Below are 25,002 nucleotides of genomic sequence, written 5' to 3'. Positions count from 1 at the left end.
AGGGCGGGAGAATGCGCGGGAGTATCTGAAGGCGCATCCGGAGTTGACCGACCAGCTCGAGGCCGAGCTCCGCGCGCGGCAGGCGCCTCTGCCGGCAGTCTCCTCCAGCAGCGAGCCGGAGCGCGTCGTGGCGCCGAGCCAAGCCTCCTTCCTCGACGACGCCGTATGACCGCCCCCCTTGATCTCGCAGCACGCATCGCGCGCGCCGTCCTGCGCGATCTGCCGTCCGCTGCCGGCCGCGATTACGCCTGGGTGTGCGCCCTCCTCGAGCGATCAGGATTGCCGCGCGGGGTGATCGCGCTGCTCGCCCTTGAAGCCGCGATGGGCACCGCTCCGGGAACGCCCTGCCTCGCAGCGTGGCGGCAACTGCTCGGAGCGGCGCTCGGCGGCGACCCCGTTGCTACCCACCTGCGCGAGTCGCTGGCACTCGCGCTCGACCTCCGCTCCGCCCTGCGGGAGCGCCGACCCGACAGCGACTGTTCGCTCGGAGACGGCAGCGAGGCCGTGCGCGTCATCGTGAGCGAAGCGCAGCGTGCTGTCCGGTATGCCGAGGCTCTGGCGCGCCGTCGGCCAAATTGCTTGCTTGTTGGCGGCTAACTGCTACCAAGCGGACTGCACGCTCGTTATAACAGAGGTGCCTCCAAGAGGGTGGGGTGTGCGCCGAGCCGCTAGGCCGGAATCGGGTCCACCGGCCGATGAGCCCCGCACCGCCCGCAACTGTTGGGGCTCGGCGGCGCGACGCGACCCCAGTCGCTCGGAGGAGGCGCCCGGTGCCGAGGGGCAGCAGGTCTGCCCCTCGGCTTTTGTTTTTCCCCGCGCCGCCGTATAGTAGGCGCAAATTCTTGCCGTTCGGCCGGCTTGGCTGGGGGAGGGCAGATGGCGCGCTCGGTCACGATCGCAACGAGTCAGTATCCTGTCACCGACGATTTGGACGAGAACCTCCACGCGATCCTCGCGCGCATCGCCGAGGCCGCAGCGCACGGTGCCGACCTCGTACTGTTTCCCGAGTTCAGCAACCACGCCGCCCTATACCGCGACCAGGATCACTGCTGGGAGGTCGCCGTTGACCCCGAGGGAGCGTGGGTCGGCGCGATCCGTGCTGCTGCCCGCCGCCACCGGATTTGGGTGCTGTTCAACGCCACCACCCGCGGACCGAAGCCGACGGTCTACCTCCAGAACTACCTGATCGACCGGCAGGGCGCGATCGTCGGGACAGTCCGCAAGCAAGTGCTGATCTACCTCGAGAACGAGTTCATCCAGCCGTCCAGCGACGAGGCGGTTGTCTTTGAGACCGAGCTTGGCCGGATCGGCCTCTACAGCTGTATGGATGGGATCATTCCCGAGACAGCGCGCAATCTCGCCCTGCGCGGCGCCCAGATCCTGCTCAATACCCTCAGCTCGAACGCCCGAGATGAAGGCGCGCTTCACATCCCCGTGCGCGCTGCTGAGAACCATGTCTGGGTCGCTTCGTCCTGCAAGTCGGGGCCGCTCGCCCCTCCGAGCGCGGTCGTCGACAGCATCCTCGAGCAGACAGGAATGAAGCGCCACCTCTGGAATGCTCCCGGCGAGAGCCAAGTTGTCGACCCGACCGGCACGCCGGTCGCTAAGGGCGGCGTTGACACCGTCGAGCTGGTCTACGCGACCATTCAGCCCGACCTCGCCGACGACAAGCGCATTCCCGGCGTCGGCGACCTCTTCGCCGACCGGCGGCCAGATGCCTACCGTCTGCTGGTCACGCCGACCGAGCAGCTCCCCGCTGTCGCGGCGCCCTCCCGCCGACCGGTCGCCCCGCTGCGCGCGGCCGCGATCCAAGTCGGCCTCGTTACGAACGTCGAGGCCACCGTCCTGCGCGCGCTCGATCTTGCTCACGAGGCGGCCGACAACGGCGCGACGCTCATCGTTTTTCCAGAGGTATTCCCCTTTGCGGCGGAGGCGATTGCGCGCGACCCGGCGCGGGCGGCGGCCGAGAGCGCGGCAGTGCGGCACTCTCTCGAGCGGTTCAGCGCCGAGCGCAGCGCCATCGTGGCGGCAAGCCTCGTCGAGCGCGAGGGAGACCGCTTCTTCCACACCGTCTTCCTTTGGGAGAACGGCGCGCTCGTCGGCGCCTACCGCCAGGTGCACCTGCGCGAGCCGGACCGCGCATGGGCAACCGCCGGCGACGCCTTTCACGCGTTCGAGACTGCCGCCGGGCGGATCGGGCTGCTTGCCGGCTACGACGGGCTCTTTCCCGAAGCGGCGCGCATTCTCGCTCTGCTCGGCAGCGACCTTATCCTCTACCCAACGACATGGGTCGTGCCTTGGGAGCCGGACCTTGCCCTCCCCGAACGCGCCGCCGAGAACCATCTCAGCATCATCGCCGCCGCCCGACCCGACTCGCCAGTGGCGCGGGGGAGCATCATCGCCACCGTCCCGCGCTTCCCCCAGCCGTTCCGCGGGAAGCTGAACCCCTCCTACCTCACCCTCGCCCCACCCGGACGCGAAGCGATCTTGTTCCAGACGCTTGACCCCGAAGCTTCCCGCACGAAGGAGATGCTGCCGCGAACGGATGCCATCCTGAACCGGCGTCCGCATCTCTACCGGCCGCTCGTTGCGCCGGCAGCGCGCCGCGCCCAATGACGGGGCAGCCGCCGCGCCGGCGCTGCGGGGCCGGCGCGGGCCGTTCGCGGATGCCGCGCCCAGCGCCGCTTTCCCGCCGCTTCACCGCGCCCCCGGAAGTAGCCAGGCCGGCGCAGCACCATGCCCGGCAGCAGGAGAAAGGAGCCGCCCATGGTCGACCTCGATGAACAGGTCATCGCGATCCCCGGCGACGACAGCGAGCCGCTTGACGAGCGTCTCGATGGCGGCATTCCCGCTTGGCTGATCAGCACCCGCCGCGGCGGGATGTGCTATCGGCAGGTCGGTGACGAGCGCGCCCCTGCCGTTGTCCTCCTTCACGCCGTCCCGCTCTCGTCACTCGCGTGGGTGAGTGTGCTGCCGCACCTCGCGGCCCAGGGAATGCGCGTCTACGCCCTCGACATGCCGGGCACCGGCGGGACACCGCCAGCGCCGCAGCCCCTCTCGGTAGCCGGCTACGCCGACGCACTCAGCGCTTTTGTCGATGCGCTGGGGCTTGAGCAGTTCGGCGTGATCGGCCATGCCTCCCACGCAGCAGCAGCGCTGCGCTATGCCGTGGACCATCCTGACCGCGTCGCACGCCTCGTCCTCTCGAAGCTGCCCTATCTCGACGAGGCGGGAAAAGAGCGGATGGGGCGCGCTACCGCAAGCTGGTACCACCCGGACGGCTCCCCGGCGATGCCGCCGATCGATCAGTGGACCCCCCGCCCGCAGGTGACCGAGCAGCGGTTCCGCGTCATGACCATGCGGATGAATTTCGACATGTACCGCGCCGGGCCGCGCTCAGCCGAAGGGCATAACGCGCTGGCAACGTACGATTTTCTTGCCGACCTTTCGGCCCTGCGCGTGCCCACTCGCTTTGTCTGGACCTCCGGGGACCATTTCCTCGCCCATCGCGACCTCGTCCTGAACGCCGCGGCGCATCTGCGGCCGTCAGTGCGCATCGTCGAGGGAGCAACATCGTGGCCGATGTACGAGCGCCCGCGAGGCTGGGCAGCGGCGGTCGGGGAGTTCTTCGCAGCGCTCTAGCTGCGCTTGCAGGGAAGGGCCGGAACACAAATATCCCGAGTGACCGGTTTCCAGTTCGAGCCCTGCGAACATCCACGACTTGGGGAGAACTCCCCAACTCAGGTTTGCTCGACTGGTCTCGATCGGCTCCGCGCCACTCGGGACAAGGACAGTATCCCACGCCGACAGAAGAGATTCAAGAGGAAAAAGCGATCGTTTCGCTATCGCCGGTATACGATCGATAAGCGATTGATTATGCTTGACCGAGAACGTGGTCAATCCGGAGCGCGAGGTGAAACGCCAGCCGCGCCCGGGGGTCATCGGGGTCGCGGCCCGTGATCTCGCGGATCCGCTGGAGCCGGTAGAGCAGCGTATTGCGGTGCAGATGGAGCCGCTCTGCCGCCTCGGTGGGGCTTCCGTGGGCATCGAAGTAGACCGCAAGGGTCTGGACGAGCTGCGTCTTGTGCCGGCGGTCGTACGCCGCCAAGCGCTCCAGCCAGTCATCCCGAAAGGCGCGGAGGAGCGGCGACGGCCCAAGACTGAGCAGCAGCTCGTCCGCGCCGAGCTCGCTCACGACACACCATGCATCCGGCCCGTGGGCGCGAATGGCGTAGTCGAGCGTTCGCTGGGCGATCTGCAGGGCCTGGCGAATCTCATGCGGCCCACTCGCGGGCCGGGAGAGCGCGGCAGCAAGATGCCCTCCAAAGCCGACCAGTCCCTCGCGAAGCTGGACGACAAACAGCTGGACCGCCTCCGGGGAGAGCGTCGCCGGGAGGAGGAGCAGCGCGCCCGTCGCGTCGAGGCGGAGGGCGACCGATAGCCCTCGGCGCGCGAGTTCGCGCCGCACCAGCCGCTCGAGAGGCCGCACCGTCGGCAGCCCCTCGGCGTCGACCCCGCGCACGGCGAGCGCGCGGTGCGGCGCCGTGAGGTCGCACCCGAGCCGGTGAGCTCGGCTGACGATTGCCGCCTCGCTGGGGTAGCTGCCGCTCAGCAGTTCATCGAGCAGCTCCGCGAGGCGGAGGTCGCTGTCGGAGCGGGCAGCGCGCTCGCGCGCATAGTCAATGGCGCAGGCGGCAGCGGCACGGCTGACCGCGAGGCGCTCAAACGGCCCCAGTTCCGCCGGCGTGCCGACGATGGAGAGATAGCCGTCGCGCCCTTGGGCGCCCCCGATCGGCGCGACGACCCGCGCCAAGCCCTCGACCGGGAGCGGCAACCGCACCGTCGGCGGGTCGGATGCATTGGCGCCGAGCGCGAGGAGGCGAGCGACCTCCCCGCCGCGCTGTCCGGCAACGATCGCCGCGAGATCCGCGTTGGGGTTGGCGCCCGGCGGGAAGCGGACGGCAAGGAGGTTGAGCGCTGCATCTTGCAAGATCGCCGGCCGGCCTGTCAGTTCGGCGAGCTTCGCGACAACCGCTTCGGCGCCCCGGCCAGCGACAACGAGCTCGAGGAGCTGGTGGTAGAGGTCATGCCCAATGCGCTGGAGCTCGGCGCGCCGTTCGACAATCGCGCGCGTCACTCGTCCTTCGAGATCGCGCGCGCTCACCGTCTCGGGCAGCTGAATGACCGGCAGGCCAAGCCGCGCGGCGGCGCGCCGCGCCTCCTCGTCGACCGTCCCGATGACCGCAACGGCAGCGACGCCAAAGCCGGCGATCTGCTCGATCAGCCGGGCGAGCGTCAGCCGGTCGTCAAGTTGGTGCATCGTGGCGAGCGAGACGATCGCGAGTTCTCCTCCCTTCAAGCCCTCAAAGGCTGGGGGCCGTGAGCGAAGCGCCACCGCCCAAGAGACATCGACGCCGAGATGCTCGGCGCCCGCGACGACTGTCGCCTCGGGCGTCAGGGTGGTGTGGATCAGATCGTCGATCGTCAGCATCAGTCGCCTGCTCGCCTGTCGGAGAGCGCACGAGGCGGAAGGGCGCTCTTGCCCTTCCGCCCAACGGAGTGCCCGACGTTCGAGGGACGCGCCGCGCCATTCCCCCTAGATGTCGTAGTAGAGATGGAACTCGTAGGGATGCGGCCGCAGCGCAACCGGCTCGACCTCATGGACGCGCTTGTACTCGAGGTACGCCTCGATGAGGTCCTTCGTAAACACCCCGCCCTTCAGGAGGTAGTCATGGTCCTTCTCGAGCGCGTCGAGCGCTTCGGAGAGGGACCCCGGCGTGCTCTGGACATTCATCGCCTCTTCCGGCTCAAGCTCGTAGAGGTTCTTGTCGAGCGGCGCCGGCGGCTCGATCCGGTTCTGGATGCCGTCGAGCCCTGCCATCAGCATCGCCGAGAAGGCGAGATAGGGATTACAGGAAGGGTCGGGAGCGCGGAACTCGATCCGGCGCGCTTTCGGGTTCGTGGAGTAGGTTGGGATGCGGCAGATCGCCGAACGGTTGCGCTGCGAGTAGATCAGGTTGACCGGCGCCTCATAGCCCGGGACAAGCCGGCGATAGCTATTGGTCGTCGGCGCAGCGAAAGCGAGGATCGAGGCAGCATGCTTGATCAGCCCGCCGATGTACCAGCGCGCGATGTCCGACAAGAGCGCGTAGCCGTTGGGGTCGTAGAACAGCGGCTGGCCGTCCTTCCAGAGGCTCTGATGCGTGTGCATGCCCGAGCCGTTGTCGCCGAAGAGCGGCTTCGGCATGAACGTCGCGGTGTAGCCGTTCTGGAAGCAGATGTTCTTGACGATGTGCTTGTACTTGCACACCTTGTCGGCCATGTTGACGAGAGTGTCGAAGCGCATGTCGATCTCGGCCTGGCCGGCAGTAGCGACTTCATGGTGATGCACTTCGACCTCGATGCCGGATTCGATCATCGCTAGGACGATCTTCGAGCGCAGATCCTGCAGCCGGTCGAGCGGCGGCGTCGGGAAATAGCCTTCCTTGGTGCGCGGCCGATAGCCCAAGTTCGGCTTGTCGCCATCGCGCCCGCTGTTCCAGATGCCTTCCTCGGAGTCGATGAAGTAGAAGGCGCTTTGGGCATTCGAGCCGAAGCGGATGTCGTTGAAGATGAAGAATTCCGCCTCAGGTCCCCAGTAGCTCGTATCGGCAATTCCCGTTGAAACGAGATACTTCTCCGCCTTCTGCGCAACGTAGCGCGCATCGCGGCTGTAGGTCTCGCCAGTGACCGGGTCTTTGATGTTGCAGATCAGAGAGAGGGTGGGGATTTCGCAGGCGGGGTCGATGAAGGCGGTCGTGGGATCGGGGATGAGCAGCATGTCGCTTTCGTTGATCTTCTGGAAGCCGCGGATCGACGAGCCGTCAAACCCGAGCCCCTCGACGAAGACGTCCTCATCCACCGTCTGCGCCGGCACCGAGAAGTGCTGCCAGGTGCCCGGCAGGTCGATGAACTTGACATCGACAAACTTCACTCCGCTCGTGCGGATGAAGTCGATGACATCCTTCGGGGTGGCTAGTCCCTTGACTTTCGCTTCCACAACCATCGACGTATTCTCCCTCGCCGCGGGCGTCGGCCCGCCAGAATTCTCTGGAAGTTTTGACGAAGAGCCGCCCGCGTGCTATGCGCATCTCCGCTGAAAGATCGGCCTGATTCTTGTACAAAATGCCCAAAACTATCCTATAGGACCGCCATCTGCCGCGACAATAGAGCACACCGGAGTAGAAACCAGCGGGTACAGGGTATTGTATTCGGATATTTTGCCCAAAGATCGCTACTCACGGGGGCGGCGCAGCGGGCCAATGAGGTTGGCGAGGATGTAGCTTGGGATAGCGTGCACCGCGGTGGGAAAGGTACGCCGAACGGGTTTTGTGCGGATCGACCGAACTGAGAAGCCGCGCTGTGCGCGCCAGAAAAAAAGGAAGAACCGCGCCGGCACCCGGTTCCCCCAGACATCGAGCCAGAGGTGCAGCACCGGAGAGCCGACGACCCCGAGCGCCGTGCGGACGCCGCCGCGCGCCCAAGCGATGACTGCGACCGCACCCCACAGCTCCCACGAATGGAGCACGAACGTCAGGCGGATCTCCTCGCGCCGTGCGTTGAGAAGGTAATCCGGGAGGTGATCGAGATCGATCAGCGTTCCGGATAGGAAGGTCCAGAGCGCCGCACGGCGGTCTCCCGTCAGCCGCCACTGGACCAAGGCGAGGGCGCCGCTGACGGCCACGTGATAGATCGGTCGCATCCTGTTTCCTCGTCGGCCGAGTTCCGGCGGGGTCAGTTCGCGGGACGGGACGGCGCGTGAAACACTTCGTCCAGCACGCGCCGCAGCCCGGCGGTATCGATCAGCTGGACCGCTGCCCCTTGCGAGGTGGTGAAGCTGGAAGTCGGCACCGTCCGGATCACGAGGTCGCGCGTCTCGATAGTCGCGGCCAGCCGCGCCAAAGCGAGGATCTCCGTCGGCTTCATATCCGTCTGGACGGTGTCCTTCATTTCGGACAGCAGCCATGGCAGTTTCGGCAGGAGGTCGAGGGTGAGCGCCTTTTCGCGCGCCGCCAAGAGCAGCTGCTGCTGGCGGCTTGCGCGGTAGATGTCGGAGTCTTGATGACGAGAGCGCGCATAGATGAGCGCTTCGGCGCCGTTCATGTGCTGCAAGCCGGGCGGGAAATAGATGCGCTGATAGCCGTAATACTCGGTGGGATATTCATTGTCCTTCAGCGGGCGCGCCACATCGACTGTGAGGCCGCCGAGCATGTCCACCACTCGGATGAAGCCGGCAAAGTCGACATAGGCGACAAAATGGATCGGGATGCCGAGGTTATAGGAGACAACGCGCTTGGCGAGCGCCGGGCCGCCTCCAGGATAGCGCGTGGCGCGCGCGTGGACCCACGTGGCATTGATGCGATCTTCGCGCCAGCCGCTGCTGATCGGATAGACAACCCACACATCCCGCGGAATAGAGAGGAGACCGGCCGTCCGCGTGGCCGGGTCGATCGTCACAACCATGTTCGTGTCGGCGCGCGCCCAGTCTCCCCCCTCGCTCTCGCGGTTGTCGAGCCCGATCAGCAAGATGTTGACGCGCTCGCGTCCGCCCCAGACCGGCCCTTCCTCCGTCTGGGAAACGCTCGACGACCGGAAGGCTGTCTGCGTCTGTTCGGCCGCCCGGCGCGCAACGTCCGCCCAAGCAACGGCGATTGTCCCAGTCCGCTGAATGAAGGTCGCGCCGAAGAGCAAGCTCCCGCTGAAGAAAAAGGCGAGGCTGGTAGCAATCGCAATCCGCACAACCCACCGCCCAACGCGCTGTGCTACCTCCGGAGAGAGGCTGACCGCGTGGCGGCGCACTCGTTTCGCTAGCGGCTTTCGAGAGCGTTGCGGCATACCTTGCGCCGAGAGTCCACTGACCTCGGGAGTATACACGGCACCGCAGGCGCAGCGGCGCTTTTCTGGAGTATCGTTCTGCCGTGCGGCTCTGCGCAGCGACGCCGGACCGCGCCCCGCCGCAAGGAGACGCCGCCATGCCCTTTGGCCGCGGCTCCTCGCTTAGGTTCTCCCATGCCGCTCTCAGGACACCCTCCCCTCGCGCCTCTCCCCGCGGCAGCGAAGCGCAGGGGAGCGCCGGCGTGCAGGCCCCCTCATCGGCAACGCAGCGCCGACGGAGCGGGCGGGATGGCCGTTGCGCGCAGCAAGGCCGCCCGGCCCCCCTGCGGCCCCAGGAGCCGCTCTTCTCCTGCGCTGCTGCCGCCGGCGCTCCCCCTGCTCACGCGCGCAGCGCCGCGAGCGCCAAGCAGGCGGCGAGGAGCGCGCGCCGGAGCGGAGAGCAGTGCAAGCGCGCCGCTCCGCCCCGGGGATGCCGGCGCAGCGCTGACCTCGGAAGCGGTCGCAGCGGCGGCGAGCAGCGTGAGCGCGACGAGACGCGCCGGCCGACCGCCGAGCGGGATAAGCCAAGGGCGGCTATCTGCGGCAACGGCCGTGACCTGCCCGCGACGGAGGACGGCGCTGCCGTCGGCCACGCGGACCAAGACGTTTCCTTCGCGAACGACCAGGGTCACTGTGCCCGCCCGCGCCCCTCCCGCCAGCTCGCCCGGCCCGTCGAGATCGATCTGCCACATCTGGAAGACCACCCCCTCATCGCTCGGCGGCAGCATCGGCGCGCTCTGGAACAGCAGCCGCGGCGGGACCTGGACCGCGCTCGGGCGCGGACCGCCGAGGCCGAGCATCCAGATCACGGTGCCCGTCGGCGCGAGGCCGCGAACGATCCGTCGGGCGCCGCTCGCGGCCGCGATCGCGGTCCCGGCGGGCGCTATCACCGCCGGCTGCCCCGCCACGTCAATCTGCGCCGTCCCCTCAACGACCCAGGTGAAGCCGGCATCCTCGCCGACAACGAGAGGCGGGGCGCCCGGCAGGATGACGTGTTCGCTCCCTTGCCAGACGAGAGGACCGGCGGGAAGAGCCCGTTGGCTGCCTTCTGCGATGAGCGTCATCGTCAGGCCGGGCGGCTGGGCTGCTGCGGGCAGCGCCAGCACCGCGGCCGCCAGCGCGCCGAGCAGCGCTCGCCAGCCCAGGAGCAGCCCGTTTTCCGCCAGCGCGGAGCGTCGTAGTCGTAGATGCAGCCGCCTCACGCGTTCTCCCTTCTGCGGTGTGACACAATTCCGGCAGCCGGCTGAGAGACGTGGTCGTGATCGTCGTCCTGCTGCTTCTCGCTTTCGCCCTGCGGGTCTTCCGGCTCGGCGCGCAAAGCCTCTGGGCCGATGAAGGATACGGCCTCTACCTTGCGAGCTCCTCGCTTCCCGACCTTGCGCGGGAGATCTTCGTCGACCTCAATCATGTGCCGCTCTACTTCTTTGCGCTCCATTTCTGGGTCCGTCTCGCCGGCGAGAGCGAACTGGCAGTGCGCTATTTCTCGCTCATCGGCGGAGTGCTGACGGTTGCACTCCTCTTTCGCCTCGGGCGCGCGTTGCTCGGTCAGCCAACCGGCATAGTCGCCGCCGGGCTGGCGACGATCGCGCCTTTTCACGTCTACTACTCGCAGGAAGCCCGCATGCACATCTGGACGACCGCACTCGGACTGCTTGCCGCGAACGCGCTGGTCTGGGCGCTCGACCGGCCGCGCGCTTGGCAGCGCTGGGGGCTTTTCGCGCTCGCGGGAACACTCGGACTGTACACGTTTTACTACGCCGGCTTCGCAGTGGCCGGGCTCGCTCTTGCCGGAGGAGCGGTGCTCCTGCTGCGCCGGGAGTGGCGCGGCCTCGGCGGGCTTGTCGCGGCGAACGGCATCATTCTCGGCGCGTTTGCTCCTTGGGCCATGGTCGCCGCAGGCCGCCTCGCGGAGCAAGCGCAGCATAAAGGCAAGGATTTCGTCACCTACGACCTGCCGAGCTTCCTGCAGCTCAACTGGACGACCGCTATTGTCGGCGTCACCGCCGACCCTGACCAGCTCGCTTGGCCGCTGTGGCCAGTCGGGCTCCTCGCTCTGCTCGGGCTTGGGGCGATGGCGCGCGGACGCTATCGGCTGCTGCTGCCGCTCTACCTCGCCGTGCCCCTCATCGGGGTGTTCGCGATCAACCTGCGCTATCCGCACTTTCTGCCGCGCTATCTTCTCTTTGCGACCCCGGCGCTCTATCTGCTCCTTGCCGCAGGGATCGCGCTCGCGCTGCGCCAGCCGCGGCGGGCAACTGTACTGACCGCGCCGCCTGCTCTCGCTGGCGCGCTCATCCTCGGCGCGACGGCTGGGGTCTCTCTCGCCAACAACTACTTCAACCCGCGCTATTTCCGCGATGACTACCGGGGCGTCGCGCAGACAATCACCGCGAACGCCCAGCCTGATGATGCCATCGTGCTGAATGCGCCGTGGCAGATCTACAACTTCCCCTACTACTACAAGGGACCCCTGCCGCTTGTCGGCTTGCCGTACGAGGATCCGCTCGACCCGGCAATCACGGAGCCGAAGCTGCGGGCGCTGGCGCAGCAGCACCCGGGGGTCTGGCTTGTCCTCTACGGCAACGCCAGCATGGACCCGACGAGTTTCGTCGAGGGCTGGCTGGACGAGCATGCGTATAAGGTCGCCGACGCCTGGTACGGAACGGTGCGCCTCGCACGCTATGTGACCGCGCCGCCGCCAGGAACGCAGCCGGCGACACGCGTCGAGCGCGACTATCCTGGCGGCCTGCGCCTTGTCGGCTATGAAGTTGCTGGGCCGCCTCCTCACTCTGGCGAGCCGCTCGCCGTGCGGCTGTTTTGGCAAGCGCGGCAGCGGCCTGATGCCGCCTATCGCGTCTCGCTGCGGCTGCAGGACGAGACGGGCTATGTCTGGGCGCAAGCCGATGCGCCGCCTCTCGAAGGCGCGCTGCCGACCACCGCATGGCAGCCGGGCACCCTCTACCGCGACCCGCGCCGGCTCGAGCTCCCCGTCGGCTTGGCACCGGGCCGCTATCAGGTCGCAGTGGTGGTCTATAGCGCCCGCGGGGAGATGCGTCCTCCTGAGGGCACAGTGATCGGCACGATCGACATCGCTCCCGACCCGCGCTCCGACCGTTCCCCGCCTCCCCTCACGCGCCGTGCCCAGGGAAGCATCAGCCCAGCGGTAGAAGTGATCGGCCTCGACCTTGAGAGCGAACAGCTGCAGTCGGGCCAAGCGCTCGCCGGGCGGGTGCTCGTGCGGGGAGCGGGGGGCGGCGCCGTGGAGGCACGGATTGCCCTGCGAGCGGGCAGCGACCGGGTCGAAACTCCGATCACCATCCCGGCGCTGCGGCGGGGCGAATTTCGGCTGCTGCCGTTTCGCCTGCCTCCGAGCCGCTGGCAGCTCGGCAATGGCGGCCGAGGCGAGCTCGCTCTTCTTGGTCCCGCCGGCGTCGCCTCCCTCGGCGCAATCGACCTCCTGTCCCGGCCGCATCAGACAACCGTTCCCCCGGACATCATCCGTCTCGACCTCGACGCCGGCGCCGGGATCCGCCTCGTTGGCGCAGCGACCTCGCGCGCCGGCGAGCGCCTGCGGACGCGCCTCGTCTGGCAGGCAGCGAGCGAGCCGACCATCGACCTCGTCGCCTTCCTGCATCTCGTTGACGCCGCCGACCGGATCGTCGCCCAAGTGGACGCTCCTCCCGGCGGGGCGATCCCGACAAGCGGCTGGATCCGCGGAGAGATTGTCATTGACGACCGCGAACTGACGATCGGCCCCCTCCCGGCGGGTGACTATCGCCTCTGGACCGGCCTGTATACGCGGGATGGAGTTCGCGTCGGCCCCGGCGATGGACGGCTGCTCATCGGCGAGCTCCGCCTGCCGTGAGGCCACGCGCACGCCGGCGCGCGCTTCTCGCCGCCCGGCTGCTCGCCGGCCTGGCGAGCGGCGCCATCTTGGGGGGAGCGCTGCAGCTTGCGACCGGCGTCGCCGGCTGGGCTGTCGTCGGCGCGGCGATCGGCTTCGCCTCCGTCGTGTTCTGGTTTGCCCTGCGCGACCCGCGCAACTGACGGCACCGCCTGCAGGGAAGAGCGGCGCATCGCGGCCTGGAGCCCGACGAGGGCGCCTCGCGCGCGCGGGGCCTCGTGGCGTACAACCTCACTATGAGCCCGCTCGCCGACCTGATCGCCGCTGAGATCGCTGCTCGCGGTCCGCTCACCTTTGCCCGGTTCATGGCCCTCGCCCTCTACCACCCGACGCTGGGCTACTACAGCCGCGGCGCCGGCATCGGCCGCGACTTCCACACCTCGCCCGAACTCCATCCGCTCTTCGGAGCGCTCCTCGCCCGTCAGCTGATCGACTGCTGGGAGAAGCTGGACCGTCCGTCGGCATTCGACCTCGTCGAACTTGGCGGCGGCAACGGCGGCCTGGCAGCGAGCCTGATCGCGGAAATCCGCTACCTTGCGCCGCAGGCCGCAGCGGCGCTCCGCTACCGCATCGTCGAGACGAGCCGCGCGCTGCGGGCGCGCCAGCGCGCGCGGCTTGCTGGACTCGGCGTCACGTGGGGGGGAATGCCGGCCGCCATCGAGGGGGTAGTCCTCTCGAACGAGTTTTTCGACGCGCTGCCAGTCCACCTTGTCACGGTGCGGGACGGTCGGCTCCGCGAGCGCTATGTCGGGCTGAACGGCGGCGCGCTTTGCTTGATCGAGGGACCGCCCTCGACGCCGCAGCTGGCGGCGTATTTCCGGCGGGTCGGCGTTTCCCTGCCAGAGGGGTATCAGACCGAGGTGAACCTCGCCGCCACGCGCGCGATCCGGCGGATTGGGCGAGCGCTGCGGCGCGGCTGGGTGATCACGATCGACTACGGCTATCCAGCAGCGCTGCGCTACGGCGCAGACTATGCCGCGGGTACCCTGACCTGCTACCACGGCGGCACCGTCAACTACGATCCGCTCGCGTGGGTCGGCGAGCAAGACTTGACCGCGCATATCGATTTCACGGCGCTGAGCCGGTGGGGAGCAGCGTGCGGCTTGCAGCCGATTGGGCTGATCACGCAGCGAGAATTTCTTCGCAACCTCGGGCTGGACGCCTATCTGCATGCGCTCAGCGTGCGGCCGCTTGACCTCGCGACGTGGGAGTGGAACCGTGAGGCGATCGCCCAGCTAGCTGCGCCGGGCGGGCTGGGGCGATTTCTCGTCTTCGCGCAGGCAAAAGGCGACGTGCCGCTCGCCCTCGCGGGGTTCACCGGCGAACTGCGAGCGGCCCTGATCCGCGAGCGCGCTCGACTGCGGATCCCGCTGCTCGGCGGGAACTTCTCCGAAGCGGACGCGAGCGCATAAGGGGAGTGCCGATGGTGCTGGACCTGCTCTTTCGCCTCGCCTCAGAAGTCGTCTCGCAGCGCGTCCGAACGCGAGCGCTGCTGGAACTGCTGGAGGAAAAGGGGATCTTGGCGCCCGGCGAGTTTGAGGAGCGCGGACAGCGCGTCTGGGAACGCGATTGGCCCGAGATTGCCGCCGAGGTCGCGCCGGAATTGCTTGGCCCTGAGGAGGATCGCGATGCGCGCTGATGGACGAGCGGCTGACGCCCTGCGGCCGGTCCGGATCATCCCCGGCTATATCGAGCATGCTGAAGGCTCAGCGCTGATCGAGTGCGGCAAGACGCGCGTCATCTGCACGGCGACCATCGAGGAGCGCGTCCCCGCTTTCCGGCTCGGCAAGGGGGGCTGGCTGACAGCCGAGTACGGCATGCTGCCGCGGGCAACCCACACCCGCAGCGAGCGCGAGGCAGCACGCGGCAAGCAGGGCGGCCGCACTGTCGAAATTCAGCGGCTGATTGGGCGGGCGCTGCGCGCGGTCGTCGATCTCGAGGCGCTGGGCGAGCGGACGCTGCTTATCGACTGCGACGTCATTCAAGCCGACGGCGGAACGCGCACCGCCTCAATCACGGGCGCGTTCGTCGCCGTCGTCTCCGCCTTGCGCGCGCTGCCGGAGGAGACGGTAAGCCGCTGGCCGATCAAAGAGGCCGTTGCGGCGATCTCGGTCGGCATTGTCGACGGCGAGCCGCTCCTCGACCTTGCCTACGAGGAAGATTCTCGCGCTGCGGTGGACTTCAACGTCGTCATGACCTCGAGCGGTCGTTTCGTCGAGATCCAAGGGACAGCGGAAGGAGCGCCGTTTGACCGGGCCGCCGCCAACCGGCTGATCGACCTCGCCGAGGCGGGCATCCGCGAACTGGTAGCGATCCAGCGCGCGGCGCTCGGCGGCAGTTGGGAGCGGGTCAGCGAGCAAGACCAGTCCGGTTGATCGCCCTTCTTGCGCGCCGCCGCCGAGACCGGTCGGGGCAGTCTCGCGCCCAACCGGCGGGCCCGCTGAGCGTGCGGCGCCCTGCCGCCTCCCGCCAGCGCGGCGGTTCGTCAGCGACATTACCGCCACAACCGCGGCCGCGTAATCCCACCGGAGCGGCAGCTGAATCCGTCGAGCCGGAGAAGCATCGGCTGGCACCGCCGCGGTGCGCAAGCGTGAAGGAGAGCGCGCGCACTATTCTGTCGTAAAGGGACCTATATGATATACTGAATGCCCGTAAGGCACTGTGTATCGCCGGGAGGTCGCTCTACGATGCTTCGATCGCGCGTCGCCGCCGTCCTCGCTCTTGTCGTCCTTGTCGCCGGTTGCGCGCCGAACCCCGCCGCATCGCCAACCGGTGGCCGCGCTCCGGCCCCGCCGCAGCCGCAACGATTCGTTTGGGGGTTCTCCTTCCTGCAGCCGACGCTGCATCCGTTTATTTCGATCGGTATGGAGGGGCGGCGGTTCGACATCTTCGAACAGCTCCTGACCCAAGACCCGACCGGCCGCGATGTCCAGCCGATGCTCGCCTCGGCGTGGAAAGTGATCGACCCGCAGACCTACGAGTTCACGCTCCGAGGAGATGGCCGGTTCCATGATGGAACCCCGCTCACGGCAATCGATGTCGCGTTCTCAGTCAACCGCGCCATCGACCCCGAGAAGCGCTACCCGATCGGCGCTTCACGCTTTCCCACCCTCGAGGGCGCAGAGGCGATCGACGACAAAACGGTGCGCGTCCGGACCAAATCTGTCGACGTGCTGCTGCTGAAGCGAATGGCCTACCTGTCGATCCTGCCGAAAGGCTATCTCGAACGTGTCGGCGACGATGAGTTCACTCTGCGGCCGGTCGGAAGCGGGCCGTTCAAGGTGAAAGAGTTCTTTCCGGGCGACCGGCTGGTCCTTGTCCCCCACACGGAGCATCCCTGGCGGAAGAGCAAGTTTAGCGAGGTGATTATCAAGAATGTGCCTGAAGCATCGGCGCGTGTCGCCGGGCTGCGCTCAGGAGAGCTGCATTACATCAGCGCCACGCCGATCGACCAAGTCGATGCGCTGAAGGCCGCCGGCTTTCAGGCAGTGCAACTCGACGCCGGCTCTTCCGGCGGCTACCGCATGACCGCGATTTACTACGAGCCGTTGCGCGACAAGCGGGTGCGACAGGCGATCAACTACGCCATCGATAAAGAGGCGATCGTCAAGAGCATCTACCGCGGCTATACCCAAGTCGAACAGGGGCAATTTCTCCAGCCGGGCGTCTTCGGCTACCATCCGACCCTGAAGCCGTATCCCTACGACCCGGCGTTGGCGCGCCGGCTGTTGGCAGAAGCCGGATATCCCAACGGCTTCGACCTGAAACTCGAAGCGAAAGTCGACCGTGCGGATATCGCTCAAGTCGGGCTGTTCGTCCAGGATCAGCTGCGAGCGATCGGCATTCGCGCCAGTTTCGACCAGATTGTCGATCAGGCCACGGTCGAAGATAAGATTTTCGGCCGGGTGCAGCGCGCGCCGCTCTGGGCGTCTGGGCTGATAACGACGCCGTTTATGGATGCTGACGCCGCGCTCGTCTGGTTCTGGTCAGGGCAGCCGCCGGCAACGCGGTATTATGAGAACCCAGAATTCGACCGCTACTTCCTGCAGTCGCGCACTGAAACTGACCCGAAGAAGCGCGAGGAACTGATCTGGAAAGCGCTCGAGGTGCTGCACGAAGACCCGCCCTACCTCTTCCTCGTTCAAACCACCGAAATCCATATGTACACGCCGACACTGCAGGGCGTCGTTAAACGCTTCGATCGCGCGCCGCTACTCGACACCTTGTCCTTCCGCAGCTGAGCGCTCGCCGATGACGCAGATGATGGCGCTGAGCCGAGGAGCCCAGCGCCATCAACAGATCGAACAGCGGTCGCTTGATCGCGTTGGAAAGCGGCTGCTACTCTTTAGTGCTTGCCGCTTGCAGGCGAGGCTCCTCACTGCTGAGACGCGCCGCCCCTTGTTCGCGCGAGGAGCCGACCGTTCGCGTCGTGCCGAGCGGGTGTCGCGCGGTGAGCGCATCGCCGCGCTGAATATCGTTCCATCGAGCAGCGCGACACGCGCTGGAGGAGGATGCCCGAGTGCCACAGTCTGATCTCGTGATCCGCCTTGGCGGCGAAGGTGGCGAAGGCGTGATCAGCGCCAGCGACATGTTTACCGCCGGCGCCGCCCGAGCCGGATACGACATTTTCACTTTTCGCACTTACCCTGCCGAGATCAAGGGCGGTCACGCGTGGTACCAGATCCGGATCGGAAAAGAGAAGGTCGGGTCGCTCGGCGACGCGCCAGACATCCTCGTCTGCTTCAACCAAGAAGCGTACGAGATCCACAAGGACCAGCTGCGTGACGGCGGCGTCCTAGTCTACGACCCAGATCAGGTGAAACCCGAAGCCAACGGCCATAACCAGACGCAGTATGCCGTGCCGATGACCGCCATCGCGCGCCAGCAGGACTTCATGCGGGGAAAGAACCTGATCCTGCTCGGCGCGCTCTGCCAGCTGTTCGGCCTCGAGCCCGCCGAACTGGAAGGGGTCGTCCGCAGCCGGCTCGCCCGCCGCGCCGAGCTGCTCCAGAAGAACCTCGAATCGCTGCAAATCGGCTACGACTACGCAAAGCGCAACCTCGTCAAGCAAGACCCGTATTACCTGCCGCCAATCGAAAAGCGCCCCGGGCGCTTGGTGATGAGCGGCAATGAAGCGATTGTCGCCGGCGCGCTCTATGCTGGATGCCGCTTCTTTGCGGGCTATCCGATCACGCCTGCCTCCGACATCATGGAAGCGATGGCGCGCGAACTGCCGAAATTGGGCGGCGTGATGATCCAGGCCGAGGACGAGATAGCGGCAGCGAGCATGGTCGTCGGCGCCAGCTATGGCGGCGTCAAGGCGATGACGGCCACCTCGGGGCCCGGCTTCACCTTGATGGCCGAAGTGACCGGCCTTGCCGGCATGTCAGAAATTCCGCTCGTCATCGTCGACGCCCAGCGCTCCGGCCCAAGCACGGGGATGCCGACCAAGCTCGAGCAGGCGGACCTCAATCACGCGCTCTACGGCGGCCACGGCGATTTCCCGCGCGTCGTCATCGCGCCCGGCTCCGTCGAAGACTGCTTCCGTCAGATCGTCCGCGCCTTCAACATCGCTTGGAAGTACCAGGTGCCGGTGATCTTCCTCTCCGACCAGTCGCTCTCCCACCGGACAGAATCGCTTCAGATGCCGGACCTGTCGACGATCCCGGTCTACGAGCGAGAAGCGCCCACCGCCGAAGACTTGGCCAACTACGCGCGCTACAAGATCACGCCGAGCGGCATCTCGCCGATGGCGATCCCGGGCGAGAAAAACGGCATGTTCGTCTCGGCCGGTCTCGAGCATGACGAGTATGGCCACCCCGACCTTGACGCCGACAATCATGTCGCGATGACATTGAAGCGCTTCCGCAAGCTGGAGACGCTGCGCGCTGAGCTCGAGCAGGAGCCCCTCCCGCTCCACGGCGATCCCACCGCGCCGCTCGTCGTCGTCGGCTGGGGCGCAAGCGAAGGGGCGATCCTCGAAGCGGTCGACCGCGCAAACGCCAAAGGGATCCCGGCAGTCTCGCTTCACCTGCGCGTGCTGAACCCGCTGCCCGAGAACCAGCTGCGCTCCTTCTTCGCCGACAAAACGAAGATCCTCGTCGTGGAGCATAATTACTCAGGCCAGCTGGCGCGTCACCTCCGCGCCTCGCTCGGCATCGCAACGATCAATGTCAATAAGTTCGGCGGGCTGCCCTTCACCGCCGGTGAAATTCTGGCCCGCATCGAGGAGGAAGCCCGTGGTTGATGTCGCCCCCGCCCCGCTGACGATGAAAGACTACCGCAGCGAGGTGAAGCCGGTCTGGTGCCCAGGCTGCGGCGACTTCGCCGTCCTCTCAGCGACCTACAAGGCGATGGCGCGCCTCGGGCTGCGGCGCGAGGATACGGTCGTCGTCTCCGGCATCGGCTGCTCTTCCCGCCTGCCCTACTTCGTCAAGACCTACGGCATGCACACCTTGCACGGCCGCGCGCTTCCGGTAGCGACCGGCCTCAAGCTGGCGCGGCCGGAGCTGTCGGTCTTCGTCTTCGGCGGCGATGGCGACCTCTTCTCCATCGGCGCCGGCCACACGCCTCACGGCGCAGCGCGCGATATCGACCTGACCGTCATCTGTATGGACAACTCGACCTACGGCCTGACGAAGGGGCAAACGTCGCCGACCAGCCCCCTCGGCCACAAGACGAAGAGCACGCCGTATGGCGCGGTCGTGCAGCCGCTCTCGCCCGTGCTGCTCGCCCTCGCCTTCGGCGCCGGCTGGGTGGGGCGCGCCTACAGCGCCAAGCCGAAGCAGCTGGAGGACCTGATCGTCGAGGCCTACAACCACAAGGGCTTCAGTTTCCTCCACGTCGAGAGCCCCTGCACCGAGTTCAACAACACCTATAACTACTTCGACGCGCTCGTGGAGGACCTGCCTCCGGACTACGATCCAACCGACCGCGAAGCGGCCATCCGCCTTGCTCTCACCGAGGAGAAGGTGCACCTCGGCGTCTTCTACAAAGACGAGCGCCGGGTCGACTACCACGCGAAGATCGGCGCTTGGACCGCCGAACGCGGCCGGCCGTTTGACGCAATCGCCTACCTGCAGCAGTACGCCTAAGCGATCCTCACCGCGAGGCGGGCAGCGGCTCATGGAGGGTGGCGCCGCCCGCTGCGTGATGCCGGTCTCTCGTCGCCGCCGCGCGCCGCTACTTGCCGTCGCAGCGAACAACCGTATCGCGACCGGCGTGATAGGTGTACGTGGCAGCGTCGAGCCGGAGCGTGATGATATAGCCAGGGGTGAGGACCTGGAGATAGCTGCGTCCGGGCTCTGGGCAGCCGAGGCTGGTGTCGTTGAAGGTGGTCGCTTCGATGCGCTGCAGAAGCACTGCACTCGGATCGCGGCCTTTCTCGAGGGCGAGCTTGGCTTTCGCCTGAGCAACGAGCGGAGCAGCTTCCGGCGGGACCGGGGGCTCCACGGACGGTGAACCGCTCGGCTGCCCAATCGCGCAGCCGACAAGGAGGAGCGCGCCAAGCGCTGCTAGCGCGCGCAGGCGGACCATCAGGCGCGCGTGCGGCGCGACAGCCACCAGAGCGCGCCGCCGGCCGCCGCGGCGACGCTCACGAGCGCGACTTCCAGCCCGCGATAGACCGCGGTTGGCAGCGCGGGCACTGCGCCTCCGCCGCGAGAGGCCAGCGAGTCGGTCGCCACTTCGGCGGCAAGCGCTTGGGTCTGCGAGGTAGCCGCAAGAGGAGGGACCGGCGCGGGAGGATCGAGCGCTTGACGGAGATCGCCGGCGCCGACGACCAGAAAGAGCACGGCTGCCGCGGCGATGAGCGAGCGCAGGGCCCATGCGAGCGGCCGCGCGCGCCGGCGGCGACGGTAGCGCGCAACGCTCAGCTCGTCGAGGGCGAATGAACGGGGAAGCGCTGCACTTGATAACTGCCGCAGCGCGAGGACGGTCAACCGCAGCTCGACCCGTTCCTCATCACTGCCTGCCGACTCGGCAAGATGGTCTTCCACTTCTTGAGGAAGGCCACGCTCCGAAAGACACGCCGCAAGCACTTGGCGCAATGACTGATCGGTCATCATAGCCTCGCCGAGAGGAATGAAGCGATGCCTCATCGGCCACGCCGGAGTGGCGCTGCCGCCTTACTCTTGTTGACGATAGTCCCGGGGTAAAAGTTCCCGGTGGCGCTCAAGAAAGTCGCGCAGCTTGGCGCGCGCGCGCGACAGCCGCGACTTCACCGTTCCCAGTTCAGCGCGGGTCACTTCGGCAATCTCATCGTAACTGAGCCCTTGGATGTCGCTCAGGATGACCACCATCCGCTGCTCGGGCGGCAGCTGGTTCAAGGCACGGAGGAGCAGCTGGCGCAGTTCACGGCGCAAGGCGAACTGCTCCGGCAGCTCGCCGTTCCCTGCGAAGTCTTTCGGGTCGTCTTCGTCATCGAGGATCTCATCGAGCGACGTCGCGGGGCGCCGCTTCCGATGGCGCATTACGTCATAACAGGCGTTCGCGGCAATGCGGAGCAGCCACGTCTTCAACGTTCCGCCGCGGAAACGGCCAATGTGCTCAAACGCGTTCAGAAACGTCTCTTGGGTAGCATCGGCAGCAAGTTCGGGGTCGCCGAGCATTCGGCGGCACAGGTTGTAGACCTGCGTCTGATAGCGTTCGATCAGCTGGTTGAAGGCCTGAATATCGCCGGCTTGGCTGGCAAGGATCAGCTGTTCTTCCTCAGCGGAAGCCGGTTCAGGCGGCGTCTGCGCCGCTGGAGACGCGGCGATCTCGTCCGTCTCCATGGGCTAGACGCCCATCGCCACCGACGCGGGGTCGAGGACGACCCCAAAAGCGCGGTAGCGCGCGTAGCGCGCTTCGAGCAACGCTTCGATTGGGCGGGCAGTCAGTTCGGCGAGATGCCGGTCGAGCGCTTGCCCGACCGCACGCGCTGCCGCCGCGGGGTCGGCGTGGGCGCCATTGCCCGGCTCGGGGATCACTTCGTCGATCAGCCCAAGATCGAGCAAGTCACGCGCCGTGATCCGCATCGCCTCGGCAGCGTCCGGCGCATATTTCGGGTCACGCCAGAGGATCGAGGCGCACCCCTCCGGGGAGACGACAGAAAAATAGGCATGCTCAAGCATCAAGAGCCGGTCAACGAGACCGATAGCAAGCGCGCCGCCGCTGTTTCCCTCGCCGATGACGACGCCGATGAGCGGCACGCGCAGGCTGGCCATTGCCAGCAAATTGTCGGCGATTGCCTTCGCTTGCCCGCGCTCCTCGGCCTCCTTATCCGGGCTGGCGCCCGGCGTGTCGATGAAGGTGATCACCGGAACGCCGAACTTCTCGCCCAGCCTCATCAAGCGCAGCGCCTTGCGAAAGCCTTCCGGCTGGGGCATGCCGAAATTGCGCTCGACATTCTCGGCGGCGGTGCGCCCCTTCTGGTGGCCGATCACGACGACGGTCCGCTCGCCGCGCTTGGCAAGGCCGCCGACAATCGCCCGGTCGTCACGAAACAGCCGGTCGCCGCGCAGCTCGACGAAATCGCGGAAACAGTATTTGACATAATCAAGGGTATACGGGCGCGCCGGATGGCGGGCAAGCTGAACGTGGTCCCAAGCGGTGAGCGGCGCGTTCTTGGCGGTGCGCGGGCGGGCCGATTTGCGCTGCATAGCTGCTATGGTACCAGAAAGGACGGCCACCAAGCTGGGATGCCGTAGTCGCGAGCGATGCGCGTCGCGCAGTGGCGACCGGGGATGCCGCTGATGCCGCCCATCGGATGGGCCGTCGAGCCGGCAACGTACAGTCCCGCGATCGGCGTCGCGTACTCTGCCCAGCCGTAGGCCGGCCGAAAGATCCCCATTTGGTCGGGGAGCACCGACCCTTGGATTGGCGACGCCTCGAAGAAGCTGGGATTGCCGCGCACGATATCGAGCGGGCTGTAGGGGAATGTCTTTAGGATCCGCGACTTCGGCAGATCGACATAGCGGAGCCAGCTGTCGACCAAGCGGGCGCCGAGATCGGCGGCCACCTCGTCCCAGCGCTCTGGTCCCCCAGCAAGGCGGTAGGGGACATTGATGCCGATGTCGATGACATGTCCGCCGGGCGGGGCGTAGCTCGGGTCCCAGACCGAGGGAATATCGCAGAACCCGCCGAGCACGCGGGGGAGCGCGCCTTCGCGGCAGTCGTTGTACTGCTTGACCAGATCGAGCAGGCTGTTCAGCCCGAAGGTGACATCGAGACAGCGGTCGACGTCCGGGTTATCTGCCGCGGCATGGTAGTGGACCGGCCCTTCGACCGCCCCGTGGACGGCGAAAAGGACGATCTCCTCGCCGCGAAACCGTTCGATCGGGCGGACGAAGTCATCCGGGAGGAGGGCATGGTCGACGGTCTCAAGCAGCACCTTATGCCCGAAGCCGGCGATGACGCCTTTCGCGGCGCGGATCTCCTCGCCCGTCTCAAGCCGAACGCCGACCGCCCGGCCCCCCTCGACCACGATCTCGCGGACACGAGCATTGGTCCGCACTGCGCCCCCATGCTCGCTGAGGATGCGTTCGAGAGCGCGCGCAACCATCGCCGAGCCGCCCCGAATGAGATGCAGCGGGGAAGAGTGAATCGCCATGATGCCGAGCACAAGGTCGAGACCGGTGAGAGGAACGTCGGCGGGATAGGAGACCGCTTGGGCGCTGCCGCGCATGAAGACCTGAACGTGCTCGTCCTCAAACACCTCGCGGACGACCTGAAGGAGTGAGCTGTGATACCAGCGGTTGAGTGTCGCCGAGAGCGGCCGGTCGGGGTCGATCGGCGGCGGACCGCTGGGAGGCGCCGGCCAGCCGGCCCGGCGGCGGCGCGCGGACTCGCGCAGGTCCTGGGTCTCGAAGAAGAGGTCGCGATACGCCTTGGCATCCCGGGCCGAGAAGCGCGCCATGTCGCGCACTGTGCGCTCAAGATCGACGTAGCGCACGATCGCCCGGCCGTCGTCGAAGACGTGGGCGCTGAACTCGTCCCGAAGCACAAGCTCGACGCCGTAGCGCGCCAGCTCGAGCTCTTCGTAGACGGGGCCGACTGTGAGGCCGCGCACCCGCATCGCGTGCAGGTTGTGCTTGTAGCCCGGGAGCGTCCATTCGCGCGTCGAGGCGCCGCCGCCGGCGACATCGGCTTGATCGAGCGCCAGAACGCGCTCGCCCGCCTTCGCGAGGTAACAGGCGGCAGTCAGGCCGTTGTGGCCGGCGCCGGCGACGATCCAGTCAGGCACCATGGCGGCTTCCGCGGCAGCGCCTAGGGCTTCCACGTCAAGCCGTAGCGGATCTCATGCCGCTCCAGCTGCTCGCCCTCCCGCGTAAAGCCTTCGGCGCGGAACTGCTTCACCTTGGCGCGGATAAGCGCCCACTTCTCGGCGGCCTGCTCGCGCGTGGTGCCTTCGAATTTGCGGCCGGCAGCAACCTGCTTGTCGTACCACTCGAGAACGGGGTCGCCAGTAAGCACTTCGGCGGTGCACTTGGCGAAGACGACGCGCGGCACCGGCCCCTGGTCGACGCCGCGCTCCCACCAGATGAAGAGCACGCCCGGATTGCGCCGCACCTGATCGATGCGCTTAAAGCCGAGATCGGTGATGGTGATGATGTCGATCGTCATATCCGGGTTGAGCGTCGCGCCGAGCGTCCGGCCGGTCGGGATGCCGTTCTTGTCGATGGTGATCATGTGGGAGGTTCGCGGCGGCTTGCAGAAGTCGAGGACGATCTGTTTCATCTCGTCGACGGATGGCATGCCCATAGCGCACCTCGCGTTGCAGATATTAGCGGGTGCACCGTAGCCGCCGCGCCGAGCCCTGTCAAGCGGCGCGCCGCCGCATCGCTACAGCTTTTCGCGGAGAGGTGCTGGCCGCGGCACTCTTCTCCCCGTCATTGCGAGGCCCGCCGCAAGGCGGGCCGTGGCAATCCCGGCCGGGAGCGGCGTCTCGCGAGCGTGGAGGGTGGTAATGCGGCCGGGGTTGCCGCGCCGGCCTGCGGCCGGCTCGCAACGACGGTGACCATGGGCGCTCCGTCATCGCCCAGAATGCGGCGGCGGTGGGAGTGGTCGGTCATCCCTCGCAACGACGGTGACGGCGGGCGCTCTGCTGTCGCGGCGGCGCGGTGGTCTTTTTCGTCATTGCGTGGCATGAGATGGAGTGGGGGCGAGCTCCTTCCTGCGCCGTCAGAGCGGTCATCGGGCGCGCC

The 25,002-nt window shown here is 67.1% G+C and carries 22 protein-coding genes; 11 read left to right on the top strand and 11 right to left on the bottom strand.

From position 1 onward, the window contains the following. The first annotated feature begins 165 nt into the window (after positions 1–165). The 3 genes from NZ773_15595 to NZ773_15585 all read left to right on the top strand — a co-directional run bounded on the left by NZ773_15595 (position 166) and on the right by NZ773_15585 (position 3,642). Entirely contained in the window at positions 166–597 is a 432-nt protein-coding gene (locus NZ773_15595) for a hypothetical protein (GenBank protein MCS6803351.1), read from the top strand. Positions 598–876: 279 nt separating this feature from the next. Further along, complete coding sequence (locus NZ773_15590; GenBank protein ID MCS6803350.1) at positions 877–2,616, top strand: hypothetical protein; 1,740 nt, start codon at positions 877–879, stop codon at positions 2,614–2,616. 150 nt (positions 2,617–2,766) lie between these two features. Continuing rightward, positions 2,767–3,642, top strand: coding sequence for an alpha/beta hydrolase (locus NZ773_15585; GenBank protein ID MCS6803349.1), 876 nt, complete (start codon positions 2,767–2,769; stop codon positions 3,640–3,642). A gap of 232 nt (positions 3,643–3,874) precedes the next feature. On the opposite strand, the gene NZ773_15580 is transcribed toward NZ773_15585, so the two are convergent. The 5 genes from NZ773_15580 to NZ773_15560 form a co-directional block, all read right to left on the bottom strand. After that, complete coding sequence (locus NZ773_15580) at positions 3,875–5,491, bottom strand: helix-turn-helix domain-containing protein (protein MCS6803348.1); 1,617 nt, start codon at positions 5,489–5,491, stop codon at positions 3,875–3,877. A 105-nt stretch (positions 5,492–5,596) separates the two neighbouring features. Further along, the gene (gene glnA / locus NZ773_15575) at positions 5,597–7,045 is read right to left on the bottom strand and encodes a type I glutamate--ammonia ligase (protein MCS6803347.1); all 1,449 of its coding nucleotides are present in this window, start codon (positions 7,043–7,045) and stop codon (positions 5,597–5,599) included. A 228-nt stretch (positions 7,046–7,273) separates the two neighbouring features. Beyond that, positions 7,274–7,741: a hypothetical protein gene (locus NZ773_15570; GenBank protein MCS6803346.1), complete on the bottom strand. Its 468-nt coding sequence runs from the start codon at positions 7,739–7,741 to the stop codon at positions 7,274–7,276. Between the two features lie 32 nt (positions 7,742–7,773). Continuing rightward, the gene (locus NZ773_15565; GenBank protein ID MCS6803345.1) at positions 7,774–8,838 is read right to left on the bottom strand and encodes an LCP family protein; all 1,065 of its coding nucleotides are present in this window, start codon (positions 8,836–8,838) and stop codon (positions 7,774–7,776) included. Between the two features lie 290 nt (positions 8,839–9,128). Beyond that, complete coding sequence (locus tag NZ773_15560) at positions 9,129–10,115, bottom strand: hypothetical protein (GenBank protein MCS6803344.1); 987 nt, start codon at positions 10,113–10,115, stop codon at positions 9,129–9,131. A 50-nt stretch (positions 10,116–10,165) separates the two neighbouring features. On the opposite strand from NZ773_15560, the gene NZ773_15555 reads away from it, so the two are divergent. The 8 genes from NZ773_15555 to NZ773_15520 all read left to right on the top strand — a co-directional run bounded on the left by NZ773_15555 (position 10,166) and on the right by NZ773_15520 (position 19,911). Further along, positions 10,166–12,778: a glycosyltransferase family 39 protein gene (locus NZ773_15555; protein MCS6803343.1), complete on the top strand. Its 2,613-nt coding sequence runs from the start codon at positions 10,166–10,168 to the stop codon at positions 12,776–12,778. Further along, positions 12,775–12,960, top strand: coding sequence for a hypothetical protein (locus tag NZ773_15550; GenBank protein MCS6803342.1), 186 nt, complete (start codon positions 12,775–12,777; stop codon positions 12,958–12,960). The genes NZ773_15555 and NZ773_15550 overlap by 4 nt, the downstream gene beginning before the upstream one ends. Before the next feature lie 93 nt (positions 12,961–13,053). Continuing rightward, positions 13,054–14,229: an SAM-dependent methyltransferase gene (locus NZ773_15545; protein MCS6803341.1), complete on the top strand. Its 1,176-nt coding sequence runs from the start codon at positions 13,054–13,056 to the stop codon at positions 14,227–14,229. An 11-nt stretch (positions 14,230–14,240) separates the two neighbouring features. Continuing rightward, positions 14,241–14,456: a hypothetical protein gene (locus tag NZ773_15540; protein MCS6803340.1), complete on the top strand. Its 216-nt coding sequence runs from the start codon at positions 14,241–14,243 to the stop codon at positions 14,454–14,456. Continuing rightward, on the top strand, positions 14,446–15,192 hold the full coding sequence (gene rph, locus NZ773_15535; GenBank protein MCS6803339.1) for a ribonuclease PH: 747 nt from the start codon (positions 14,446–14,448) through the stop codon (positions 15,190–15,192). Before NZ773_15540 ends, rph begins: the two co-directional genes overlap by 11 nt. A gap of 312 nt (positions 15,193–15,504) precedes the next feature. Then, positions 15,505–17,058: an ABC transporter substrate-binding protein gene (locus tag NZ773_15530; GenBank protein MCS6803338.1), complete on the top strand. Its 1,554-nt coding sequence runs from the start codon at positions 15,505–15,507 to the stop codon at positions 17,056–17,058. Between the two features lie 278 nt (positions 17,059–17,336). Continuing rightward, complete coding sequence (locus NZ773_15525) at positions 17,337–19,064, top strand: 2-oxoacid:acceptor oxidoreductase subunit alpha (protein ID MCS6803337.1); 1,728 nt, start codon at positions 17,337–17,339, stop codon at positions 19,062–19,064. Next, positions 19,057–19,911 carry a 2-oxoacid:ferredoxin oxidoreductase subunit beta gene (locus NZ773_15520; GenBank protein ID MCS6803336.1) on the top strand — a complete coding sequence of 285 codons (855 nt, stop codon included), beginning with the start codon at positions 19,057–19,059 and terminating at the stop codon, positions 19,909–19,911. Before NZ773_15525 ends, NZ773_15520 begins: the two co-directional genes overlap by 8 nt. An 88-nt stretch (positions 19,912–19,999) precedes the next feature. Here the strand turns inward: NZ773_15520 and NZ773_15515 are convergent, their stop codons facing one another. The 6 genes from NZ773_15515 to NZ773_15490 are packed head-to-tail and all read right to left on the bottom strand — an operon-like array spanning position 20,000 to position 24,559. Next, positions 20,000–20,353 carry a hypothetical protein gene (locus tag NZ773_15515; GenBank protein ID MCS6803335.1) on the bottom strand — a complete coding sequence of 118 codons (354 nt, stop codon included), beginning with the start codon at positions 20,351–20,353 and terminating at the stop codon, positions 20,000–20,002. Then, positions 20,353–20,916, bottom strand: a complete 564-nt coding sequence (locus NZ773_15510; GenBank protein MCS6803334.1) for a hypothetical protein — start codon at positions 20,914–20,916, stop codon at positions 20,353–20,355. Before NZ773_15510 ends, NZ773_15515 begins: the two co-directional genes overlap by 1 nt. 27 nt (positions 20,917–20,943) lie before the next feature. Beyond that, positions 20,944–21,591: a sigma-70 family RNA polymerase sigma factor gene (locus NZ773_15505; GenBank protein MCS6803333.1), complete on the bottom strand. Its 648-nt coding sequence runs from the start codon at positions 21,589–21,591 to the stop codon at positions 20,944–20,946. Between the two features lie 3 nt (positions 21,592–21,594). Then, entirely contained in the window at positions 21,595–22,458 is an 864-nt protein-coding gene (locus NZ773_15500) for an acetyl-CoA carboxylase carboxyltransferase subunit alpha (GenBank protein ID MCS6803332.1), read from the bottom strand. Between the two features lie 5 nt (positions 22,459–22,463). Beyond that, positions 22,464–24,044, bottom strand: coding sequence for an NAD(P)/FAD-dependent oxidoreductase (locus NZ773_15495; GenBank protein MCS6803331.1), 1,581 nt, complete (start codon positions 24,042–24,044; stop codon positions 22,464–22,466). A 20-nt stretch (positions 24,045–24,064) separates the two neighbouring features. Next, the gene (locus tag NZ773_15490) at positions 24,065–24,559 is read right to left on the bottom strand and encodes a hypothetical protein (GenBank protein MCS6803330.1); all 495 of its coding nucleotides are present in this window, start codon (positions 24,557–24,559) and stop codon (positions 24,065–24,067) included. Positions 24,560–25,002 lie beyond the last annotated feature (443 nt).

Source organism: Dehalococcoidia bacterium (genome assembly GCA_025054935.1).
GTDB lineage: Bacteria > Chloroflexota > Dehalococcoidia > SpSt-223 > SpSt-223 > JANWZD01.
The sequence above is the reverse complement of the archived record's forward strand: the minus strand, read 5'-3'. Positions and strand labels throughout refer to the sequence as shown.

Coding starts and splice junctions, on each gene's coding strand:
- NZ773_15595 (MCS6803351.1), top strand. CDS start 166: ATGACCGCCCCCCTTGATCTCGCAGCACGCATCGCGCGCGCCGTCCTG.
- NZ773_15590 (MCS6803350.1), top strand. CDS start 877: ATGGCGCGCTCGGTCACGATCGCAACGAGTCAGTATCCTGTCACCGAC.
- NZ773_15585 (MCS6803349.1), top strand. CDS start 2,767: ATGGTCGACCTCGATGAACAGGTCATCGCGATCCCCGGCGACGACAGC.
- NZ773_15580 (MCS6803348.1), bottom strand. CDS start 5,491: ATGCTGACGATCGACGATCTGATCCACACCACCCTGACGCCCGAGGCG.
- glnA (MCS6803347.1), bottom strand. CDS start 7,045: ATGGTTGTGGAAGCGAAAGTCAAGGGACTAGCCACCCCGAAGGATGTC.
- NZ773_15570 (MCS6803346.1), bottom strand. CDS start 7,741: ATGCGACCGATCTATCACGTGGCCGTCAGCGGCGCCCTCGCCTTGGTC.
- NZ773_15545 (MCS6803341.1), top strand. CDS start 13,054: ATGAGCCCGCTCGCCGACCTGATCGCCGCTGAGATCGCTGCTCGCGGT.
- NZ773_15540 (MCS6803340.1), top strand. CDS start 14,241: ATGGTGCTGGACCTGCTCTTTCGCCTCGCCTCAGAAGTCGTCTCGCAG.
- rph (MCS6803339.1), top strand. CDS start 14,446: ATGCGCGCTGATGGACGAGCGGCTGACGCCCTGCGGCCGGTCCGGATC.
- NZ773_15530 (MCS6803338.1), top strand. CDS start 15,505: ATGCTTCGATCGCGCGTCGCCGCCGTCCTCGCTCTTGTCGTCCTTGTC.
- NZ773_15515 (MCS6803335.1), bottom strand. CDS start 20,353: ATGGTCCGCCTGCGCGCGCTAGCAGCGCTTGGCGCGCTCCTCCTTGTC.
- NZ773_15510 (MCS6803334.1), bottom strand. CDS start 20,916: ATGAGGCATCGCTTCATTCCTCTCGGCGAGGCTATGATGACCGATCAG.
- NZ773_15505 (MCS6803333.1), bottom strand. CDS start 21,591: ATGGAGACGGACGAGATCGCCGCGTCTCCAGCGGCGCAGACGCCGCCT.
- NZ773_15500 (MCS6803332.1), bottom strand. CDS start 22,458: ATGCAGCGCAAATCGGCCCGCCCGCGCACCGCCAAGAACGCGCCGCTC.
- NZ773_15495 (MCS6803331.1), bottom strand. CDS start 24,044: ATGGTGCCTGACTGGATCGTCGCCGGCGCCGGCCACAACGGCCTGACT.
- NZ773_15490 (MCS6803330.1), bottom strand. CDS start 24,559: ATGGGCATGCCATCCGTCGACGAGATGAAACAGATCGTCCTCGACTTC.